Annotated in this window: 15 protein-coding genes; 10 read left to right on the top strand and 5 right to left on the bottom strand. The window is 61.2% G+C overall.

Annotation, left to right across the window (positions count from 1 at the left end):
* Nucleotides 1-82 precede the first annotated feature (82 nt).
* The gene (locus tag CIC12_RS24345) at nt 83-997 is read right to left on the bottom strand and encodes a LysR family transcriptional regulator (RefSeq protein WP_168667783.1); all 915 of its coding nucleotides are present in this window, start codon (nt 995-997) and stop codon (nt 83-85) included.
* A 383-nt stretch (nt 998-1380) separates the two neighbouring features.
* On the opposite strand from CIC12_RS24345, the gene CIC12_RS24335 reads away from it, so the two are divergent.
* The 4 genes from CIC12_RS24335 to CIC12_RS24320 all read left to right on the top strand — a co-directional run bounded on the left by CIC12_RS24335 (nt 1381) and on the right by CIC12_RS24320 (nt 7159).
* Complete coding sequence (locus CIC12_RS24335) at nt 1381-2628, top strand: serine hydrolase domain-containing protein (protein WP_238812869.1); 1248 nt, start codon at nt 1381-1383, stop codon at nt 2626-2628.
* 135 nt (nt 2629-2763) lie between these two features.
* Nucleotides 2764-3630 carry an NmrA family NAD(P)-binding protein gene (locus CIC12_RS24330; RefSeq protein ID WP_168667779.1) on the top strand — a complete coding sequence of 289 codons (867 nt, stop codon included), beginning with the start codon at nt 2764-2766 and terminating at the stop codon, nt 3628-3630.
* Between the two features lie 88 nt (nt 3631-3718).
* A complete protein-coding gene (locus CIC12_RS24325) occupies nt 3719-4741 on the top strand; it encodes an aldo/keto reductase (RefSeq protein WP_168667777.1) in 1023 nt (340 codons plus the stop codon).
* 261 nt (nt 4742-5002) lie between these two features.
* Nucleotides 5003-7159, top strand: a complete 2157-nt coding sequence (locus tag CIC12_RS24320; RefSeq protein WP_168667775.1) for a TonB-dependent siderophore receptor — start codon at nt 5003-5005, stop codon at nt 7157-7159.
* A gap of 253 nt (nt 7160-7412) precedes the next feature.
* Here CIC12_RS24320 and CIC12_RS24315 read toward each other — a convergent pair whose 3' ends face one another.
* The 4 genes from CIC12_RS24315 to CIC12_RS32750 all read right to left on the bottom strand — a co-directional run bounded on the left by CIC12_RS24315 (nt 7413) and on the right by CIC12_RS32750 (nt 10337).
* On the bottom strand, nt 7413-8204 hold the full coding sequence (locus CIC12_RS24315; RefSeq protein WP_168667773.1) for a DUF2182 domain-containing protein: 792 nt from the start codon (nt 8202-8204) through the stop codon (nt 7413-7415).
* Nucleotides 8201-8845 carry a DUF1326 domain-containing protein gene (locus CIC12_RS24310; protein ID WP_168667771.1) on the bottom strand — a complete coding sequence of 215 codons (645 nt, stop codon included), beginning with the start codon at nt 8843-8845 and terminating at the stop codon, nt 8201-8203. The genes CIC12_RS24315 and CIC12_RS24310 overlap by 4 nt, the downstream gene beginning before the upstream one ends.
* Nucleotides 8846-9198: 353 nt before the next feature.
* A complete protein-coding gene (locus CIC12_RS32755; RefSeq protein ID WP_174772175.1) occupies nt 9199-9879 on the bottom strand; it encodes an enoyl-CoA hydratase/isomerase family protein in 681 nt (226 codons plus the stop codon).
* Nucleotides 9876-10337: a peptidase dimerization domain-containing protein gene (locus CIC12_RS32750; RefSeq protein ID WP_274597573.1), complete on the bottom strand. Its 462-nt coding sequence runs from the start codon at nt 10335-10337 to the stop codon at nt 9876-9878. The genes CIC12_RS32755 and CIC12_RS32750 overlap by 4 nt, the downstream gene beginning before the upstream one ends.
* A gap of 472 nt (nt 10338-10809) precedes the next feature.
* Between CIC12_RS32750 and CIC12_RS24290 the strand changes: the two genes are divergently transcribed.
* The 6 genes from CIC12_RS24290 to CIC12_RS24265 all read left to right on the top strand — a co-directional run.
* Entirely contained in the window at nt 10810-12096 is a 1287-nt protein-coding gene (locus CIC12_RS24290) for an FAD-dependent monooxygenase (protein ID WP_168667767.1), read from the top strand.
* Nucleotides 12097-12116: 20 nt separating this feature from the next.
* Nucleotides 12117-13001, top strand: coding sequence for a fumarylacetoacetate hydrolase family protein (locus tag CIC12_RS24285; protein WP_168667765.1), 885 nt, complete (start codon nt 12117-12119; stop codon nt 12999-13001).
* A gap of 71 nt (nt 13002-13072) precedes the next feature.
* The gene (locus CIC12_RS24280) at nt 13073-13870 is read left to right on the top strand and encodes an alpha/beta fold hydrolase (protein ID WP_168667763.1); all 798 of its coding nucleotides are present in this window, start codon (nt 13073-13075) and stop codon (nt 13868-13870) included.
* A 119-nt stretch (nt 13871-13989) separates the two neighbouring features.
* The gene (locus tag CIC12_RS24275; RefSeq protein WP_168667762.1) at nt 13990-14850 is read left to right on the top strand and encodes a VOC family protein; all 861 of its coding nucleotides are present in this window, start codon (nt 13990-13992) and stop codon (nt 14848-14850) included.
* A gap of 11 nt (nt 14851-14861) precedes the next feature.
* The gene (gene prpF, locus CIC12_RS24270; protein ID WP_168667759.1) at nt 14862-16052 is read left to right on the top strand and encodes a 2-methylaconitate cis-trans isomerase PrpF; all 1191 of its coding nucleotides are present in this window, start codon (nt 14862-14864) and stop codon (nt 16050-16052) included.
* A gap of 123 nt (nt 16053-16175) precedes the next feature.
* A partial coding sequence (locus CIC12_RS24265; RefSeq protein ID WP_168667757.1) for an MFS transporter occupies nt 16176-17582 on the top strand: 1407 nt, incomplete at its 3' end.

The following is a 17582-nucleotide window of genomic DNA, read 5'->3' as shown; positions in this document are numbered from 1 at the left end:
AAAGTCCGGCACCCGACAATCGACTTCACCATCGCCATTGATTCCCACGTACTCCCCAGGCCACGCAGCCAATGTCGAGCGCCTAGCCTGTACTCGTCAAAGCGACGATAAAGTCAAGAAATGCCCTTGTTTTAGCCGGTGTGTGATGCCGCGACGGATGGTATGAATAGAGCGGAAAGCGCTCGTCCGGCCAATCGGGGAACAGGTTGATGAGCCGTCCGTCCCGAATCAGATCGTCGGCTGCGAGCAGGAGCATCTGCGCAATGCCGGAACCCGCGAGGCACGCGTTGATGAGTGCGCTCGGATCATTCACCGTCAGTCGCCCGTTCGTTTCCACCACAAGCTTCTTGCGCTTGCGATGAAACTGCCACGGATACGGCTTTCCGGTTTCCGGGTTCCGGAATTCGAGGCAGCTGTGCACGCCGTGACTCAGTTCTTGAGGTTCTCCCGGCCGCCCCCGGCGTGCAAGATACGAGGGTGCGGCGACCGTGACCACTGCGGTGTCCAGAAGCTTTCGCGCGATCAGGCTGGATGAACGCGGTTCGCCGAATCGCAAGGCCAGGTCGAAGCCCTCCATGACGAGGTCGCCAAGATGATCTCTTGCAATGAACTCGAGTTTGAGTTCAGGATGCGCATCCATGAATTCGTCGAGCTTGGCGCCCAGAATGATTCGCGAGAAAACCGGATCGAGATTGATACGCAAATTCCCGCGCACCGTTGCGGCGCCTCGTGCCGCGGCGGCAGCCGCTTCCTCCATTCCTCTCAAGTGCGGCATGACCTGCTCGTAGAATCGTCGACCTTCTTCAGTCAGGGAAACGGCGCGGGTCGTCCGATTGAAGAGCCGTATCTTCAGCCGCGTTTCGAGCCGGGCGATTGCCCGACTCACCCCGGGCGGCGACATACCCATCGCTTCGGACGCGGCCGCGAACGTCCCCGCATCGACGACAGCAGCAAACACGCTGATCCCGCTAGAAATATTCTCGCTCGACGCTCTCATGGCCACTTGTTCCGCTCACTGGATGTCTGGAATTCGTGAGCCGCGGGCCCGCCTTTCAAGGCTCCAATAGCACGCGACGACACATTAGTAACTATAAGTCACCTCTGAAATGCCATTCATGTCATTTAGTTTCTGATTGCGTTTACCCACAATGCGTCCCAACAGCACGTTTTAACCGCAGGAAGCCAAGGGAGCATTGCCATGAATACCCGTCGTCTCTTACTCACCATCGCAGCCGCCGTCGCTTTGCCTGTCGCCGCACAGGCTCAGGAATCCGTTTCGACCGTTACCCGTGCGCAAGTGCGTGGCAATTCTCTGTACGCGCACCGTTGATCGGCGCGTCGCATCGATCGCCGTTTAGGCCATTTTTGAGGGAGCCTCAGATGACTGTCCTACTTGCTCGCCGCGACCTGCTGAAGAAAGCAGCCGGCCTCATGGCGGTTGCCGCAGTGGGCGGATTGGCCAGCCAGGAAGCCGGGGCCACGGAAGTCCACCAGCGGCGGGATCGCGTTCTGGTCCACAGCCCTGCGTATGCCACGATTGACCGTTCGCTGCAACAGGCCGTGGACGACGGCACCGTCGCCGGTGTGGTAGCAATGGGCGCCACGCAACGCGGGCTCATCTACGAGGGCGCATTCGGCCACGCCGATCGGCGGACCGGTTCGGCGATGACGCCCGACACCGTCGTCTGGCTGCTGTCGATGACCAAGGCATTCACGGCAACCGCCTGCATGCAACTCATCGAACAGGGCAAGCTCCGGCTCGATCAGCCGGCGGGCGACATTCTCCCGGAACTGCAGTCGCCGCAAGTGCTGGACGGCTTCGATGCGTCCGGACAGCCGACCCTGCGTCCCGCGCGAAACACGATCACGGTGCGTCATCTGCTGACTCACACATCGGGCTTCACTTACAGCATCTGGAGCCGGAACATCAGCCAGTACGAGAAGGTGACGGGCATGCCGGATATCGGGTACTCGATGAACGGCGCGTTCAAGGCCCCGCTCGAGTTCGAACCCGGCGAGCGCTGGCAATACGGCATCAGCATGGACTGGGTGGGCAAGCTCGTCGAGGCCGTCACCGACCAGTCCCTTGAAGTCTATTTCCGCGAGCACATTTTCGCGCCGCTCGGCATGAGCAACTCGGGCTTTCTGCTTGGTAGCGCGCAGAAGCGGCGCGTGGCGACGATGCACAACCGGCAAGCCGACGGATCGCTCAAGTCCGCGCCGTTCGAGATTAACCAGCGTCCCGAGTTCTTCATGGGTGGCGGCGGTGCCTTCAGTACGCCGCGTGATTACATGGCGTTCCTGCAGATGCTCGTGAACGGCGGAACGAACGAGGGTGAGCGGGTCTTGCGTGCCGATACCGTGGCGGCGATGTTCCAGAATCACATCGGCGATCTTCAGGTAACCGAAATGAAATCGGCGCAACCGGCGTGGTCGAACAGTTTCGACCAGTTCCCCGGCATGGCACACAAGTGGGGACTGTCGTTCGACATCAACACGCAGCCGGGGCCGCATGGCCGTAGCGCCGGGAGCATCAGTTGGGCGGGACTGCCCAATAGCTACTTCTGGGTCGATCCGAGTGAGGAAGGTGACGGGCGCGCTGTTCACCCAGATCCTGCCGTTCTATGACCCGCGTGTGGTGGATCTTTACGGACGGTTCGAGGAGCGGCTGTACGACGGTTTGGAGCGCGTCTGAGTGGCGGATCGCCGCTTAGGGCGCGCCAATGATACGAAACACGGTTATTCGAGCAAGGAGAATCACAAATGTATGCGATCACCGGAATAACAGGAAAGGTCGGCGGCGCCGTCGCCCGTACGCTGCTCGCGGCGGGGCAGCCGGNACGTGCGGTCGTACGCGATGCCAATCGGGCTCGCTCGTGGGCGGAATGCGGCTGCGAAGTAATGACGGCCAACATGGACGACGCGACCTCGCTGACCGCCGCCTTCGAGGGCGCGCGGGGCGTCTTCATTTTGCCGCCGTCCGAATTCGATCCAACGCCGGGCTTTCCTGAAGCGCGTGCGGTCATCGACGCGGTGCGCGGGGCGCTTCAGTCGGCGCGGCCGGGCAGGGTCGTCTGTCTGTCGACGATCGGCGCGCAGGCCGCCGAGACCAATCTGCTCACGCAACGCACGCTGTTGGAGCAGGCGCTTCGCGACTTGCCGATGCCCGTGACTTTCTTGCGTCCCGGCTGGTTCATGGAAAACGCCGAATGGGATGTCGCACCGGCGCGCGATAGAGGAGTGATTTCCAGCTTCCTGCAACCGCTAGACAAGGCTGTGCCGATGGTTGCAACCGCAGACGTCGGCCGGGTCGCCGCACAACTGCTTCAGGAAACATGGAGCGGTGTGCGTGTCGTCGAGCTCGAGGGGCCGCGTCGTGTGACGCCGAACGATATTGCGGCCACGTTTGCCGGAATCCTTGGCCATGCGGTACGCGCCGAGATCGTCGCGCGCGACAGCTGGGAGGCGCTGTTCCGCTCGCAGGGCATGAAGGAACCGTTGCCGCGCATGCGCATGGTCGATGGCTTCAATGAAGGCTGGATCGACTTCGAAGGTAGGGACGCCGACATCGTCAAGGGCGAGGTGCAACTGGAAACCGTTCTGCGCGCACTCGTCTCGGCACACGGCTAACACGCGCACCTTGCGGCGCGTACAGCATGTCGCGTGTCTGGGTGCTCCGCGCGTCGTTCATCAAGTGATTCATATCAAGGAGGTCGCTATGGAATACAGCACACTCGGCCGATCGGGGCTGCGCATTTCCCGTTTTTCTCTGGGCGCCATGACCTTTGGCGCTGGCAGCGGCATCTGGGGCGACATTGCAGGCCTCGACCGTGTCCAGGCCACGGAGCTTGTCGCGATGGCCGTCGAACGCGGTATCAACCTGATCGATACGGCTGACGTCTATTCACAGGGGCACTCTGAAACGGTCGTCGGGCAGGCGTTGGCTGATCTGGGACTCGACGAATCACGCATGCTGGTGGCGACCAAGGTCCGGCTGCGCACGGGAACCAGCCATAACGACGTGGGTCTTGGCCGCTCTCACATCATGCGGTCGGTGGAAACGAGTCTGAGGCGCATCGGGCGGGATCACATCGACCTCTTCCAGTTGCATGACCGCGATGCGCTCGTTCCGCTGGAAGAAACGCTTCGCGTGCTGGACGATCTCGTGACGCAGGGAAAAGTGCGGCACTTCGGCGTTTGCAATTTCAGCGCGGCCGAGCTGGAGCGTGCCCAGGGAATGACGGATCGTACACATTGGGCTCGCATCGTCAGTAATCAGGTTCACTATGCGCTGACGAGCCGCGATGTCGAGCATGAGATCGCGCCCGTTGCCGGGGCCAATGATGTTGCGCTTCTGGTCTGGAGTCCGCTCGCAGGCGGGTACCTGAGCGGGAAGTACACGCAAGGAAGCGGCAGCCAAACGGGGCGTCGAACCAGCCTGAATTTCCCGCCGATCGACCCCGCAAAGGCGGATCCTATCGTGAACGTGTTGCGGGAGATCGCTACGGAATTGAGCGCGGCGCCGGCTCAGGTGGCATTGGCCTGGATCCTCCAGCGCAGAGAAGTCGGTTCGATCATAGTCGGCGCGCGCACGGCCGAACAACTGGCAGCGAATCTCGACGCACAGCAAACCGTGTTAAGCGAGACACAGACCGAGCGGCTGAACCGGGTTTCGCAGCCGCACGTACCGTATCCGTACTGGATGCAGCAGTTCCATGATAGGGATCGAATCACGGCGTGATGGCTGAAACCCACGGGCGCGTCCCTCGTCTCCTGGCGTCGCAAACCCGAGTTCGGCGTCCCGCCTGACAGCATAGTAGGGACGCAACTGTTGTATTTCTGCGACGTTATTTTGTGAATGCGAATCATAATCATTTAGTATGCATTCTTTTTTAAAAGAATACATACTATGGGTCGGCTTTCTTCTACGCGAGCTCAATCGCGCACCTGCACTCAAACGTCCGGCAACGGGGCGGCGCCCGGAAACCTCCGATCGCTCGTTATGATGTTGGCGATCGCCGGCCTATATCCGACGATTTCCTGGGCCCAGACAAGCACGGACGGTATCAGCAACCCCGTCGCCGCGACCCAGGCAAAGGCCGCCACTGACACGGCGCAAGATGCCCAATTGCCGACCGTCAAGGTCGAGGCTAGTACCGACGGTGAGCAGCCGCCGACCGGGAAGACGCATTCCTACACGATCCAGTCAACCACCGCAGGCAGCAAGATTGCGTTGTCGCCCAAGGAAACGCCTCAATCCGTTTCGGTGTTGACGCGGCAACAAATGGATGATTTCCAGCTCAACGGCATTAACGATGCACTGCGACACGTGACAGGGGTGACCGTCGAATCGTACGACTCCTACGCGACGGATTACACGTCGCGCGGATTTCACATTACCAACCTGCAATTCGACGGGGTCGGCATACCGCTGATTTACACCGCGCAATACGGCGACCTCGACATGGCGTTGTTCGACCGGGTCGAAGTGCTACGCGGCGCCGACGGGCTGAATGCCGAGACCGGTAACCCATCCGCGACCGTGGATTTCATTCGCAAGCGCCCGACCTACCAGTTTCAGGCGTCGGGCAATGTTTCGTACGGGTCGTGGAATACGAAACGGATCGATGTCGATATTTCCGGACCTTTGAACAAGGCGGGAACCGTGGCGGCCCGTCTGGTCGCCGTTCACCAGGATGGCGATTCCTACACCGACCGCCTGGAGCCGAGCAAGGACCTCGTTTACGGCGTCGTCGACGTCAATGTGACGCCGGACACGCTGGCGACGGTGGGTTTCAGCTACGAGTACAACCGGCTGAAAGGCGCGAGTTGGGGTGGCTTGCCCTTCCTCGACGCATCGGGCCAACAGCTCAGTTATAACGTGGGCGCAAGCATGGCGCCGAAATGGGCCTACTTCAACACTCAGGAGCAGCGCGCTTTCGCGGAACTGACGCAGCAGCTCGGCCAACGATGGTCGTGGAAAACGTCGGTCAACTACAACGACATCTACAACGACGCCAAATTTTTTTACCCGTATGGTTCGCTAGCTGCGGATGGATCGGGGGTCAACTCCTACACTTCGTCATATGTATCGTCGAACCATCAGTTGGTGCTGGACTCGAGCGTGACAGGCAAAATCGATCTGTTCGGCCGAACGCATGACCTCGTTTTCGGCGCCAATTTCTCGCGCTCCCAATTCTCGAATCCGTCCGCGGAAGGCGACGGCGATGGCGTGCCTGTCAGTTACGCGGACCTGCTGGCGGGTAACTATCCAGAACCGGTGTTCGGGGACGCCACTTCCCACATCAACTATCTGGATGTGAGGCGCTCGCTCTACGCCTCGTCACGCTGGAGCCTGACGGACCGCGCGCATTTGCTTCTCGGGGTCAACTACACGCAATCGGCGAGCAGCGGAAGCGCCGATGGCAGTCCATACGACCAGCAATCATCGGGATCCGCACCTTACGTCGGCTTGACCTACGATCTGACGAAGCAGATCACGGCGTACGCGAGCTTCACCAAGATCTTCAATCCGCAATACCAACTCAACATCGACAATCAGTTACTCGGACCTGCGCGCGGACGCAGTGCTGAAGCAGGCATCAAGGGTGCCTTCTTCGATAACCGCCTGAACACTGCGCTCACAGTGTATCGCGTGCATCAGTCGAATATCGCCACGTCGGCGGGATTCAATCCGAGCACGGGTAACTACTATTACTCGGGGGGCGATGCCACGTCGCAAGGTGTCGAAGCGGAGGTTTCAGGGCAGATCACGCGTGACTGGAACATCAGCGCGGGCGCCACGATCCTGCGCGTGACCGATGACAATGGACAATCGACACAGCTCTTCATTCCGCGTAAATCCGCGCATTTGACCACTACGTACCGCTTTCCCTATTTCGACCACAAGCTGACCTTGGGCAGTAGCCTTCGCTGGCAGAGTGCGACGAGTTACGTCGAGGATGGAGTGGGCACGGCGACTCAGGGTGCCTACACGGTCGTGGACTTCATGGCTCGCTACGATGTGAACAAGCACTTCACCATCACGGGAACACTGAACAATGCGTTCAACAAGAAATACTGGTCGACGATGGAATACAACTATGGGACTTATGGGGCACCGCTCAATGGTAGCGTCAACTTGACGTGGCGATATTGACCGACGTAATGGTACGTTTGGCGACATCAGCCACATGAGGAAGAAACCCGGATGTGGCGAAGGGAACGGAACTGAGGCCCCTCACAGGCCTTCTCCCCCTTACGACGTTAGCACCGTCGCAAGCGAATCGACCTGGCTTGCACCGGCGTAGGCGTCTGGTAATAATGTGAGGTTTGTTTTCTAAGGGGCGCTGAGTTACTAACGGATGCGATCGTTTGGTCATTCAAACGACCGGATGGAAAAGAAAAGTCGATCACACCAGCAGCGTGAGGCCTGCCCAGGCGATCAGCACGGCGCCCAGCACGCGGCCGACGCGTTCACCGCCGGGCAGGATTTTCTCCATGAAAACAATTAGCGCCAGCGCGGCGATCCAGACGAGATTCATGATGCCGCCGACGAACAACAATGCCATTAGCAGCCAACAGCAACCTACGCAGTAAATTCCATGGCGCATCCCGAGCAGGAAGCCGCCTGCGACGCCAGGACGCCAGTGCGTAGTGAGGAAATTGACTGGTGACCGGCACTGCGTCAGGCAGGCGCGCTTGAGTGGCGAGAACTGATAGACACCCGCCGAGGCCAGAACGATCGCGGAAAGGGACGCGCTCTTCGACCACATCATCATTCCCGAAATGAGGCCGGTCGGCTGAAGCACCTTCTGGAGCAACGCCGCGCATATTGAGAATGCTAGCCATGCGGTCAGGTAACCGGCCAGGAGAAACAACGACGGGACGGTCGAGCTGGCGTCGATGGCGGCGTGGTGCCGCAATACGCGTCGATATAACAGGACCAGCGGCGCCGCGCTGGGCGTCATCATGGCGATCATCATCACCCACCACATCAGGATCACGGTCGGCAGCGACGGATCCATCCCCCCGCCGCCGTCTGGCAGTCGATGAGGGAACAGCGCGACGGCCGTCATGTCTAGCGCGGACATGCCGATTCCAGCGCCTGTCCACAAGTAGGCCCACGACAATGCGATGACGACGACGATGCCGAGCGCGGTGATCACGCGCTCACGTCCCAGGATATTTTCGACGCTGCTCATGCGGCAGCGCGACTCCGGATCGGTCCTTTGTTATTCAGGTGCAGTCGCGCGAACTGCGCATACGTCCCCTTGAGATCCAGTGCGATGTTTCCATGCGATCGGCTGGTGCCGGAGCCGATCTCGGCAAGTTCGTATTCGAACCCGTGGGGCAGGTCGATCCGGACGCGGTGCTCGTCGCCCGTCACCGGATTGCGGATCGGTTCACCGACGACGTCGAATACGCCCTCAACATGAACCCGGCCGCGTCTGGCATCGACATCGACATCGAAGTCGATCTTCGTAAAGATCGGATCGAATGCAAGCTCGAGTGTCGATGCGAAGACGGAGAACATCGTGGCGAACGGCTCGGTATCCTGACCCTTTATGATTTTCAGAAGGGCTTCCCGTTGCTCCGGGCTGGCCCGTTCGTCGACGATCGGCTGGCACTTGCCCTTACCCTCGTGGATCGGCCCGGGCCACTGAAACACGACCGCGATGTTGAGGTCGTCTAACCGCACGTCGCCGTAGTAACCATTGCTGATCGAGATGGCGCCCATCGCTTCGCAGAAGCCGTTGTTCGGCAGTGCATTGAATTGGCACGGGCAACCGTATGAACAATTGCAGTTGACCAGTTCGGTGCCTTGGATTTCCCAGGGAGTCATGGTTGTCCTCCGTGTGCCCCACGACGGGTAACGTGGTTCGAATCTAGTGTATGTGAGGCGAAAGGGAAGTTAAAGCTTGGGTTGAGTGGGCGCGCGGGCCAGAAGCGGCCTTTGGCTCGCGAAAGGACCTGGACATTCGACATTTACGCCGGACGCGGCCCTGGCCCTCAGTTTCAGACCGACGAAACCAGCATCGATCATGGGCATTGTCTTGCGCCAAAGTTGGCGCGTCGGCATTACTCGCGAAAGCTTGCTACTTGCGTCCTCCTCTCAAGTCTCTCTTCACGATGTCGCGTTGATCGGGCGGCTTAGGCATCAATCGGGCGCCAAACGTGGAATCAGCCTTAATGGATTCATCCTTTAATCCAAAGGAGGTTCCAAGGGGCGATTGCCAGCGCGGCGTCGTCGAGTTCCTGCTTGTCGAAAAGATCAGTCGCGAGCCCGCTGTTCAAGGCAACCTCGGCGCTTATCTCGTCTCCTGTCAAAATCATTCTCATTGCCACCCCAAGGCCCACGATTTTGCCGAGTCGCTGTGTGCCTCCGCCTCCGGGCAGGATTCCCACTTCACCTCGGGCAGCGCGAAGCGTGCATTGCGCGTGGCAATACGAATGAATATCGCAGGCTAGAGCCAGTTCCAAACCCCCTGCAACACAGAAACTGTCGATCGCAGCGATCGTCGGCTGAATTACATTTGGTGTGCGGTCAGTCCACCGAAGCTGACCGTCACGTTGCTCGACGGTTTTTGCGCCATCTGTTGACGATGCGGATGTAATCCAGGATATCTGCACCTGCGGTCGATGATTTTGAAGTCGATTGACATGGACGGATGCCTCGATGGTGGCGGAGGATGTCTCATGCTGGTCACGACGAACCTCGGCCCTCTCACCGGCACTCGTGGTGCGGTTCGAATGTGATGAGCATCGTTTAGCCTGTGAACACAAAGCAGGCAACGCACGGCGTACCGCGGACGCAACCATACTGATCGTATTTGATGCCTGCGGCGCGCAATGCTTCGCGATATTCGAGGTGCTCAAGATGGCTGAACATCAGATTTCGGGGCATGCACGAGGGCGATTCGCCCTCGGTGAAGTACGAGAACGTCGCTGCCGGCCGGACGTCGCCGCGTGACGTTCTCGACGGCATCAAAGACGCATCGCGCGAGTGGATCGTCGCCCCTCGTCGAGGCAGGCATCATGTCGATGGACTTGCGCAACTGGATCTGCGCACCGAGAGATCCGCTGTGCGACGCCTCGATCTCGCCACGATCGAGGCCGCCCGATGTCGGCACGTCGATCGTGAAACGCACGAGATTGGGCACCGAATTGTTGTTCAATCCGTCGCTGACCATGCCGACTTTAATCGTCGGCCGGGTTTCCAATATATCTTCAACGCCGAAGTCGTAACGTGCGGTCCTGCCGATGGTGGCCGCCTCGTCGATCGCGGTTTCTCCCATCTCCGGCATCGACGAGTGAACCGTCTTGCCTGTCGCCAGCCGCCTCGAAGAGAAGGGCGCGATAGCGCAGAGGCCCGCCGCTTCGCTCTTTCACCCACAGCACGACGCGTTTGCCACGACGCTGCCGCCGCAATACTCCCCACGGGTGCAACGTGCGCTTTTAGAAACCAAGCTTTCGCACCGGAAAGCTCATCCGCGCGTACGCCTTAAGGCGCGAACCCACGAGTCTTGGAGCGCGCAACGATCTCCAGAAATCGCGCTAGTCCTCGCGCGGGCATTAACGTGTCGACCAGAATTTTCCCTGAGCGAGCGACCACGCTCGCGCCGCGCACACATTAGCGAACCTAATGTTTTCCGCGCAATTGTTGAGTTGTTGTGGCGGCGGCGCGTCCCGTATATTCATTCGCATCGAATCGGATTGCATCGCAACCACGGCGCGGGACACCGTGCGCGAAAGACTGGCTGTGGCGCGATCACGCGAAAGCGATTCATAAGCTAACAGGAGACTCGCATGATTACGAAATGCCGCATAGCGATCGTCGGCGGCGGACTGGCTGGCACGGCGACAGCGAATGCACTGAAGACGTTCGGCGTGGACGCGGAACTGTTCGAGGCGGCGCCCGCACTGGGTGAGATCGGCGCGGCGGTAAGCTGCAGCCCGCAGGCAGTAAAGGCATTGTGGGGATTGGGGGCGCGCGAACGGGTGGACGCAGCGGGTCACCGCTCGCCCGGCGAATACACCCGCAACATGCAAACCGGCGAGTTCCTGGAGTTCCGCGACCGTTTCAAGCTCGCGGAAAAATGGGGCGCGCCGTACTACTCGTTCCATCGTGCCGATCTGCTCGACGCGCTCGCGTCGACGCTGCTCAGCGCGCACATCCATCTGGGCCATCGTCTGGTTCAGGCGACGCAGCGTGCCGATGACGTCAAACTGGTGTTCGACAACGGCCGCACGGTGCACGCGCAATACGTGATCGGGGCGGACGGGGTGAAGTCGGTGCTGCGCCAGGTGCTGTATGGCGACGACAATCCGAGCTATACCGGGCAGGCGGCGTGGCGCTCGTTGCTCGATGCGCGCGACGTGCCCGAGTGGATTTTAGAGCCGACCGGCCAGACCGAATGGGTAAGTCCGGGCGCGCACGTGCGGGCGTATTACATCCGGCAGAAGAAGCTGGTGAACATCGTCACGCAGCAGGATACCGGCGAATGGGTCGAGGAAAGCTGGAACAAGCGAGGCGATCCGCAGGAGATGCGGGCCAGCTTCGCCAATCCGGAGCCGCGCCTGAAGGCGCTCCTTGATCTGGTGACGGACTGCATGAAGTGGGGGCTGTTCGCGCGGCCGATCAACGACAACTGGGGCAATGGGCGCATCCAGCTGATCGGCGACGCAGCGCACGCGATGGTGCCGAACGCCGGGCAGGGCGCGTGTCAGGCATTCGAAGATGCGTATGTGCTCGGGCGCTGGCTGTCGTCTGGGCTGGAACCGCAGGAAGCGTTCGAAAATTTCCGTCGCGTGCGCATTCCTCGCGTGCACGGCGTGCAGCGGCTCGCGCTGGCGAACCTCAAGTTCAAGCACATGAAGGATCTCGACGCGCAGAAGGCCGCGCTGGCGGCCGGCACGGGCAGCATGCACGGCAAGAACGACTGGCTGTATGGCTTCGATCCGGTCGCGCAATGGAACCAGATGCCGGTGGTTGCCGAGCAGTATGCGGACCCCGTTGTCGGCCCGGCAGGAAGCACCACAACGAACACGACGACGCGCCCGGCAACGACGACGAGCCCGGCTGCGGCCTACTGACCTCAATCCATTCGAACACGATGAAGATCTGTCGCTACAACGAAGGGCTGCCCGGACTGATCCTGGGCGATGCCATCTATCCCCTGGCCGAAGCACTGGCGACGAGCGGCGCGACGCGCGCGGGCGCGTCGATGGCCGATGTCATCGACGCACTCGCGAATCATCCAGCCGCGCAGGATGCGCTTGCCATCGCGCAGCGTGGCACGCCGGTGGCGCTGTCCTCGGCAACGCTGCTTGCGCCGATCGACAACCCGCCGGCGATCTGGGCGGGCGCGGCGAACTACCGCTCGCACCAGGTGGAGATGACCGGGCGCGTGGGCGCGTATGACCGCTCGCAGTTCCCGGCCGACGACCTGATGGCCGAAGTATTCCTGAAGCCGTCGTCGGCGATCGTGGGACCGGGCGGCACGGTGATCCTGCCGAAGATCGCGAAGCACGTGGACTTCGAGTGCGAGTTGTGCGTGGTGATCGGACGTAGCGCGAAGGACGTGCGCGCGGAGCAGGCGCTCGACTACGTGTACGGCTACACGATGTGCTGGGACATCAGCGTGCGCGATCCATGGGGCCGCCGGCACAACACGCGCAACATCCGCAAGGGCTTCGACACGTTCTGCGGGGTGGGCCCGTGGTTCGTGACGCGCGAGGAGATTGCCGAGCCGCAGGATCTGCATATTGAAGTACAGCAGAACGGACAGACGGTGATGCGTGCGCACACGGCGGACATGATCAACGGAGTACGCGAGCTGATCCGCTTCCTGTCGAGTGTGACGACGCTCAAGCCCGGCACGCTGATCACGACAGGCACGCCGGCGGGGGTGTCGCAACTGGCGCACGGCGACCGTCTCAAAGGGACGATCGGCGGCATCGGTGCGATGGAACTCGACGTGGTGGCGGCCGCCGCCTGAAGCGGCCCAGCACCCGCCACCTTTCATCTGCGATTGCCACTGCCCGATCAACGCATAACACGGACAACACCATGCTGCTCCCTTTGCAACAACGCACGATCAGTTACGACATCCTCGGTCCGGAGCGCGGACCGGTGGTGGTGTTTTCCCATTCGTTGGCAGCGGATCTCGGCCTGTGGGCCGAACAGGTGCCTGCACTGCTCGCTGCCGGTTATCGGGTGCTGCGCACCGATCTGCGCGGCCACGGCGGCAGCACCGCGACGCCTGCGCCCTACACGATCGATCTGCTCGCGGATGACGTGATCAACGTGCTGGACGCGATGCACATCGAGCGATGCCACTTCGTGGGGCTGTCGATCGGCGGCATGATCGGCCAGTCGATCGGACTGCGTCACGCGAACCGCGTGGCGTCGTTGATGCTGTGCGACACGCAATCGGAATCGCCGTCCGATGCCGCCACTTTCTGGGGGCCGATGATCGAAGCGATCAACAAGGCTGGCTCGCTGGAACCGATCGCCGATAAAACCATGGAGCGCTGGCTGACCGCTGCGTACCGCGAAGCGCATCCGGGCCGCTGGAAGCAGATTCGCGACACCGTTGCAGGCTGCACGCCGACGGGCTATGTCGGCTGCGCACAGGCAATCGGCAATTTCAGGTTCACCGACCGTTTGCACTCGGTCACCACGCCGGTGCTGGTCGCCTGCGGCACGCACGATCCGCGCGCGACGCCCGAAGAAAGCCGGCGCATTGCCAGCCTCTTTGCGCGTGGCAGCTATGAGGAATTCGTCGGCGCCAAACATGTGCCGAACGTCGAACAGGCCGAGGCGTTCAATCGCGTGCTGCTGCAGTGGCTCGCTTCGCATCGCTAGGCACGCCAGACGCCTGTCGATGTCCAGATTTTCTATCTTGAACAGGAGGCGGTCGGCTCGGAGGGCCGCTCACAGATAGTCGGAGACGCATAATGCATTTACGCAGTATCGAGTTTCAGATGCCGGATCGCCAAGCGGCGGTGGATTTCCTCACGGACCCTTGGGGCCTGAGAGAAGTGACCACGCGCGGCACGACCACATGGCTGCGTGGCACCGCGGGTCAACACTATTCGGTTGCCATTACCGAGGGCGCGGAACGGGCGCTGCTGTCCGCGACACTGACCGGCACGCGCGAAGAAATCGACGGCGTGTACCGTCGTGTACGTGAGGCCGGCTTGCGGCATAGCGAATGGATCGATCGTTTCGACGAGCCCGGTCAAGGCAGCGGCTTCTATGTGTCGGGTCTGGAAGGCGAGCCGTACCGTTTCGTCGTGGAGAACGAGCCGGCGCCTGACGCATTGCCGACAGATCGTGCGAACCCTGTTCGCATCGCCCACGTCGTGTTCAATACAACAGACCGTGCTGCCGCGTCGCGCATGCTGACGGACGTATTCGGCTTCAGGCTGAGCGACAGCACCGGCTTCATGAACTTCCTGCGCTGCGACGAACTGCACCATGTGATCGCCTATGCCGACTCGAAGCTGTCGACGCTGAACCACGTCGCGTTCGAAATGCACGACACCGACGCGGTGTTGCGCGGCATGGGCCGTCTGAAGGATGCCGGCTGGGGCACGGTGTGGGGACCGGGCCGTCACGGACCGGGCGACAACGTATTTGCCTATTTCGTCGGGCCGTTCGGCGCGTGTATCGAGTACACCGCGGAGATCTTGCGGGTGAACGACAGCTACGTGACTGGCACGCCGGACTCCTGGAAATTCCCGAGTGGCCGTTTTGACCAATGGGGCATTTTCACGCGCGACATGGAAGCGATGTCGGCGTCGAACTCGACTTTTCCTTTTCATCGGTTGATCACCGGCTAATCGCGACACGTATGACTCATCCTGCACCCCAGATTCGCATCCCCGCCATTTATATGCGCGGCGGGACCAGCAAAGGCGTGTTTTTCCGGCTCGAAGATTTGCCGGGGTCCTGTCAACAACCCGGCGACGCGCGCGATCGTCTGATGCTGCGCTTGATCGGTAGTCCAGACCCCTACGGCAAGCAGATCGACGGCATGGGCGGCGCAACGTCAAGCACCAGCAAGTGCGTGATTCTTGCAAAGAGTACGCGCGCCGGGCACGACGTCGACTATCTGTTCGGTCAGGTATCGATCGACTCGGCGTTCGTGGACTGGTCCGGCAACTGCGGGAATTTGTCGGCGGCGGTCGGTGCGTTCGCGCTGAACGCTGGCTTTATCGACAGCGAGCGCATTCCCGATGATGGCGTGTGCGTCGTCCGGATCTGGCAGGCCAATATCGGCAAGACGATCGTCGCGCACGTTCCGATCTTGCGACGCGCAGTGCAGGAAACGGGCGAATTCGAACTCGACGGCGTGACGTTCCCGGCCGCCGAGATCGTGCTGGAATTCATGGACCCCGCTGAGGACGGCGAAGAGGGCGGCGCCATGCTGCCCACCGGACACGTAATCGATGCATTGCAGGTGCCAGGTCTTGGCACGGTGCAGGCCTCGTTGATCAACTCTGGTATTCCGACCATTTTCGTCGCCGCGCGCGAAGTCGGTCTCGATGGAACCGAGTTGCAGGACGCGATCAACAACGACCCGCAACGGCTGGCCACGTTCGAATCGATTCGCGTCGCGGGTGCATTGCGCATGGGCCTGATCAATCATGCAGACGAGGCCGCGAAACGCCAGCACACGCCGAAAATTGCCTTCGTTGCGGCGCCCACCGACTATACGGCGTCGAGCGGCAAAAAGGTGCGTGCGAGCGACGCCGATCTGCTAGTGCGGGCCATCTCGATGGGCAAACTGCATCACGCGATGATGGGTACCGCGTCGGTTGCGATCGCAACCGCTGCGGCGATTCCGGGCACGCTCGTGAATCTCGCGGCGGGCGGCGGTCCGCGCGAGGCCGTGCGTTTTGGACACCCGTCGGGAATTTTGCGCGTCGGCGCCGTGGCGCAGCAGGTAGACGGAAAATGGACGGTGAGGAAAGCGGTGATGAGCCGCAGCGCGCGCATCCTGATGGAGGGCTTCGTGCGCGTACCGGACGAGGGGTATTGAACGAATCACCACGCGAGGCCTCGTATTCGCCCTTGCCCGATAAAACGTAATCCAAAGCTAAAAATAAATCCAGACGCGGAACTGCGCTGAAACCGCACCACGCGGACTGGAAGGAGACGAAGCATGGCGGAGCTGGCAGAAGGTCGGGGAAGATTCGAAAGTGGTACTGCGCAGGCGGCGTCGCCGTTCGCGGGCGCGAGGAAGATGAGTTACACGGACTTTCTCGACCATTGTCCGATGAACGGTTTTCTATGGACGCTGCTGCTGGGCTGCATCGTCGCGCAGGTGCTGGACGGGTTCGATTTCCAGACGACCTCGTTTGCATTGCCTTTGATCATCAAGGAATTCCACATCAGCGCGACGCAGGCGGGCGCGATCGGCTCGGTGACCAATATTGGTCTTCTTCTCGGCGCGCTGCTGTTTGCACCGCTTGCCGACCGGATCGGGCGCAGGCCGATCTTTCAGTGCGCGCTGTTCGCGTACGCGTTCGGCACTTTTCTGAGCGCGATTGCGCCGAGCTACGAAGTGCTGCTGATTGCGCGTTTTATCGCGGGAATGGGCATCGCGGCTGAGTTTCCGGTGGCGTTCTCGCTGCTGGCGGAGTATTCGCCGAAGCGCCTGCGGCACATCTTCATCGGCTCGGGCGCGATCGGCTATTCGACGGGCTGGTTCGTGTGTGCGGTCGCGGCCACGCTGATCGTGCCGAGCTTCGGCTGGCGTGCGCTGTTCTGGGTTGGCGTGAGTCCGGCGTTGATGATCATCTACGTACGCCGTTTCATGCCGGAGTCGGTGCGGTTCCTGCTGCAGCAGGGGCGCGTCGAGGAAGCGGGGCAGATCGTGCGGCGGCTCGCCGACCGCGCGGGATACCGGTCGCTCGAACTGGTTGCGCCGGACTCGAACGCGCAGCCGGCGAACACTGCGCGGCCGTCGATGGGGCAGCAATTCTCCGTGCTGCGCTTCTCGGCGCTGACGATTGCGGTACTCGGGCTGTTCCAGCTCGCCAACAACATCCAGGTGGTCGGCTTCGGCACGTGGCTGCCGTCGATCTTCATCCGCCAGGGCTTCACGCTCACGCGCAGCTTCACGTTCACGATGATCGTGCTGGCGACCACGCCGCTTGGGCAGATCTTCGGTATGTGGCTGCAGGAGCGGATGCCGCGCAAGTGGGCGATGCTGCTGCTCTCGGGGCTCAGTGCACTGTGCTTTTTCGGCTTCGGTCTGGCGTTCGAATACCGCTATCCGATCGCGATCATCGTGGCGTGCAACGTGGGTTACCAGTTCTTCTCGGGCGGGGTGGTGCCGATCTTCTACACGCTGAGCAGCGAGCTGTTTCCGACGCGGGTGCGAGCGCTCGCATCGGGGCTGGTGGTCGCGTGTGCGCGGATTGGATCGATTACGGGGCCGTTCGTGCTGGGCTGGCTGCTGACGCTGGGCACAATGATTCATCAGATCATCTACTACTTCACGCTGCCGCTCGTGGGCGCCGCGGTCATTCTGGTGTTTACCGTCAAGGTCGATTCGCGGCAGAAG

This window comes from Paraburkholderia sp. SG-MS1 (assembly GCF_012275575.1).
Classification (GTDB): domain Bacteria; phylum Pseudomonadota; class Gammaproteobacteria; order Burkholderiales; family Burkholderiaceae; genus Paraburkholderia.
Note: the sequence above shows the minus strand (reverse complement) of the source record. Positions and strands in the feature narration are given on the sequence as shown.

Bases quoted from the DNA above. Each gene is read 5' to 3' on its own strand.
- prpF (WP_168667759.1), top strand. From the start codon at position 14,862: ATGACTCATCCTGCACCCCAGATTCGCATCCCCGCCATTTATATGCGC.
- CIC12_RS24345 (WP_168667783.1), bottom strand. From the start codon at position 997: ATGAGAGCGTCGAGCGAGAATATTTCTAGCGGGATCAGCGTGTTTGCT.
- CIC12_RS24310 (WP_168667771.1), bottom strand. From the start codon at position 8,845: ATGACTCCCTGGGAAATCCAAGGCACCGAACTGGTCAACTGCAATTGT.
- CIC12_RS24275 (WP_168667762.1), top strand. From the start codon at position 13,990: ATGCCGGATCGCCAAGCGGCGGTGGATTTCCTCACGGACCCTTGGGGC.
- CIC12_RS24285 (WP_168667765.1), top strand. From the start codon at position 12,117: ATGAAGATCTGTCGCTACAACGAAGGGCTGCCCGGACTGATCCTGGGC.
- CIC12_RS24315 (WP_168667773.1), bottom strand. From the start codon at position 8,204: ATGAGCAGCGTCGAAAATATCCTGGGACGTGAGCGCGTGATCACCGCG.
- CIC12_RS24290 (WP_168667767.1), top strand. From the start codon at position 10,810: ATGATTACGAAATGCCGCATAGCGATCGTCGGCGGCGGACTGGCTGGC.
- CIC12_RS24280 (WP_168667763.1), top strand. From the start codon at position 13,073: ATGCTGCTCCCTTTGCAACAACGCACGATCAGTTACGACATCCTCGGT.
- CIC12_RS24325 (WP_168667777.1), top strand. From the start codon at position 3,719: ATGGAATACAGCACACTCGGCCGATCGGGGCTGCGCATTTCCCGTTTT.
- CIC12_RS24320 (WP_168667775.1), top strand. From the start codon at position 5,003: ATGATGTTGGCGATCGCCGGCCTATATCCGACGATTTCCTGGGCCCAG.
- CIC12_RS24335 (WP_238812869.1), top strand. From the start codon at position 1,381: ATGACTGTCCTACTTGCTCGCCGCGACCTGCTGAAGAAAGCAGCCGGC.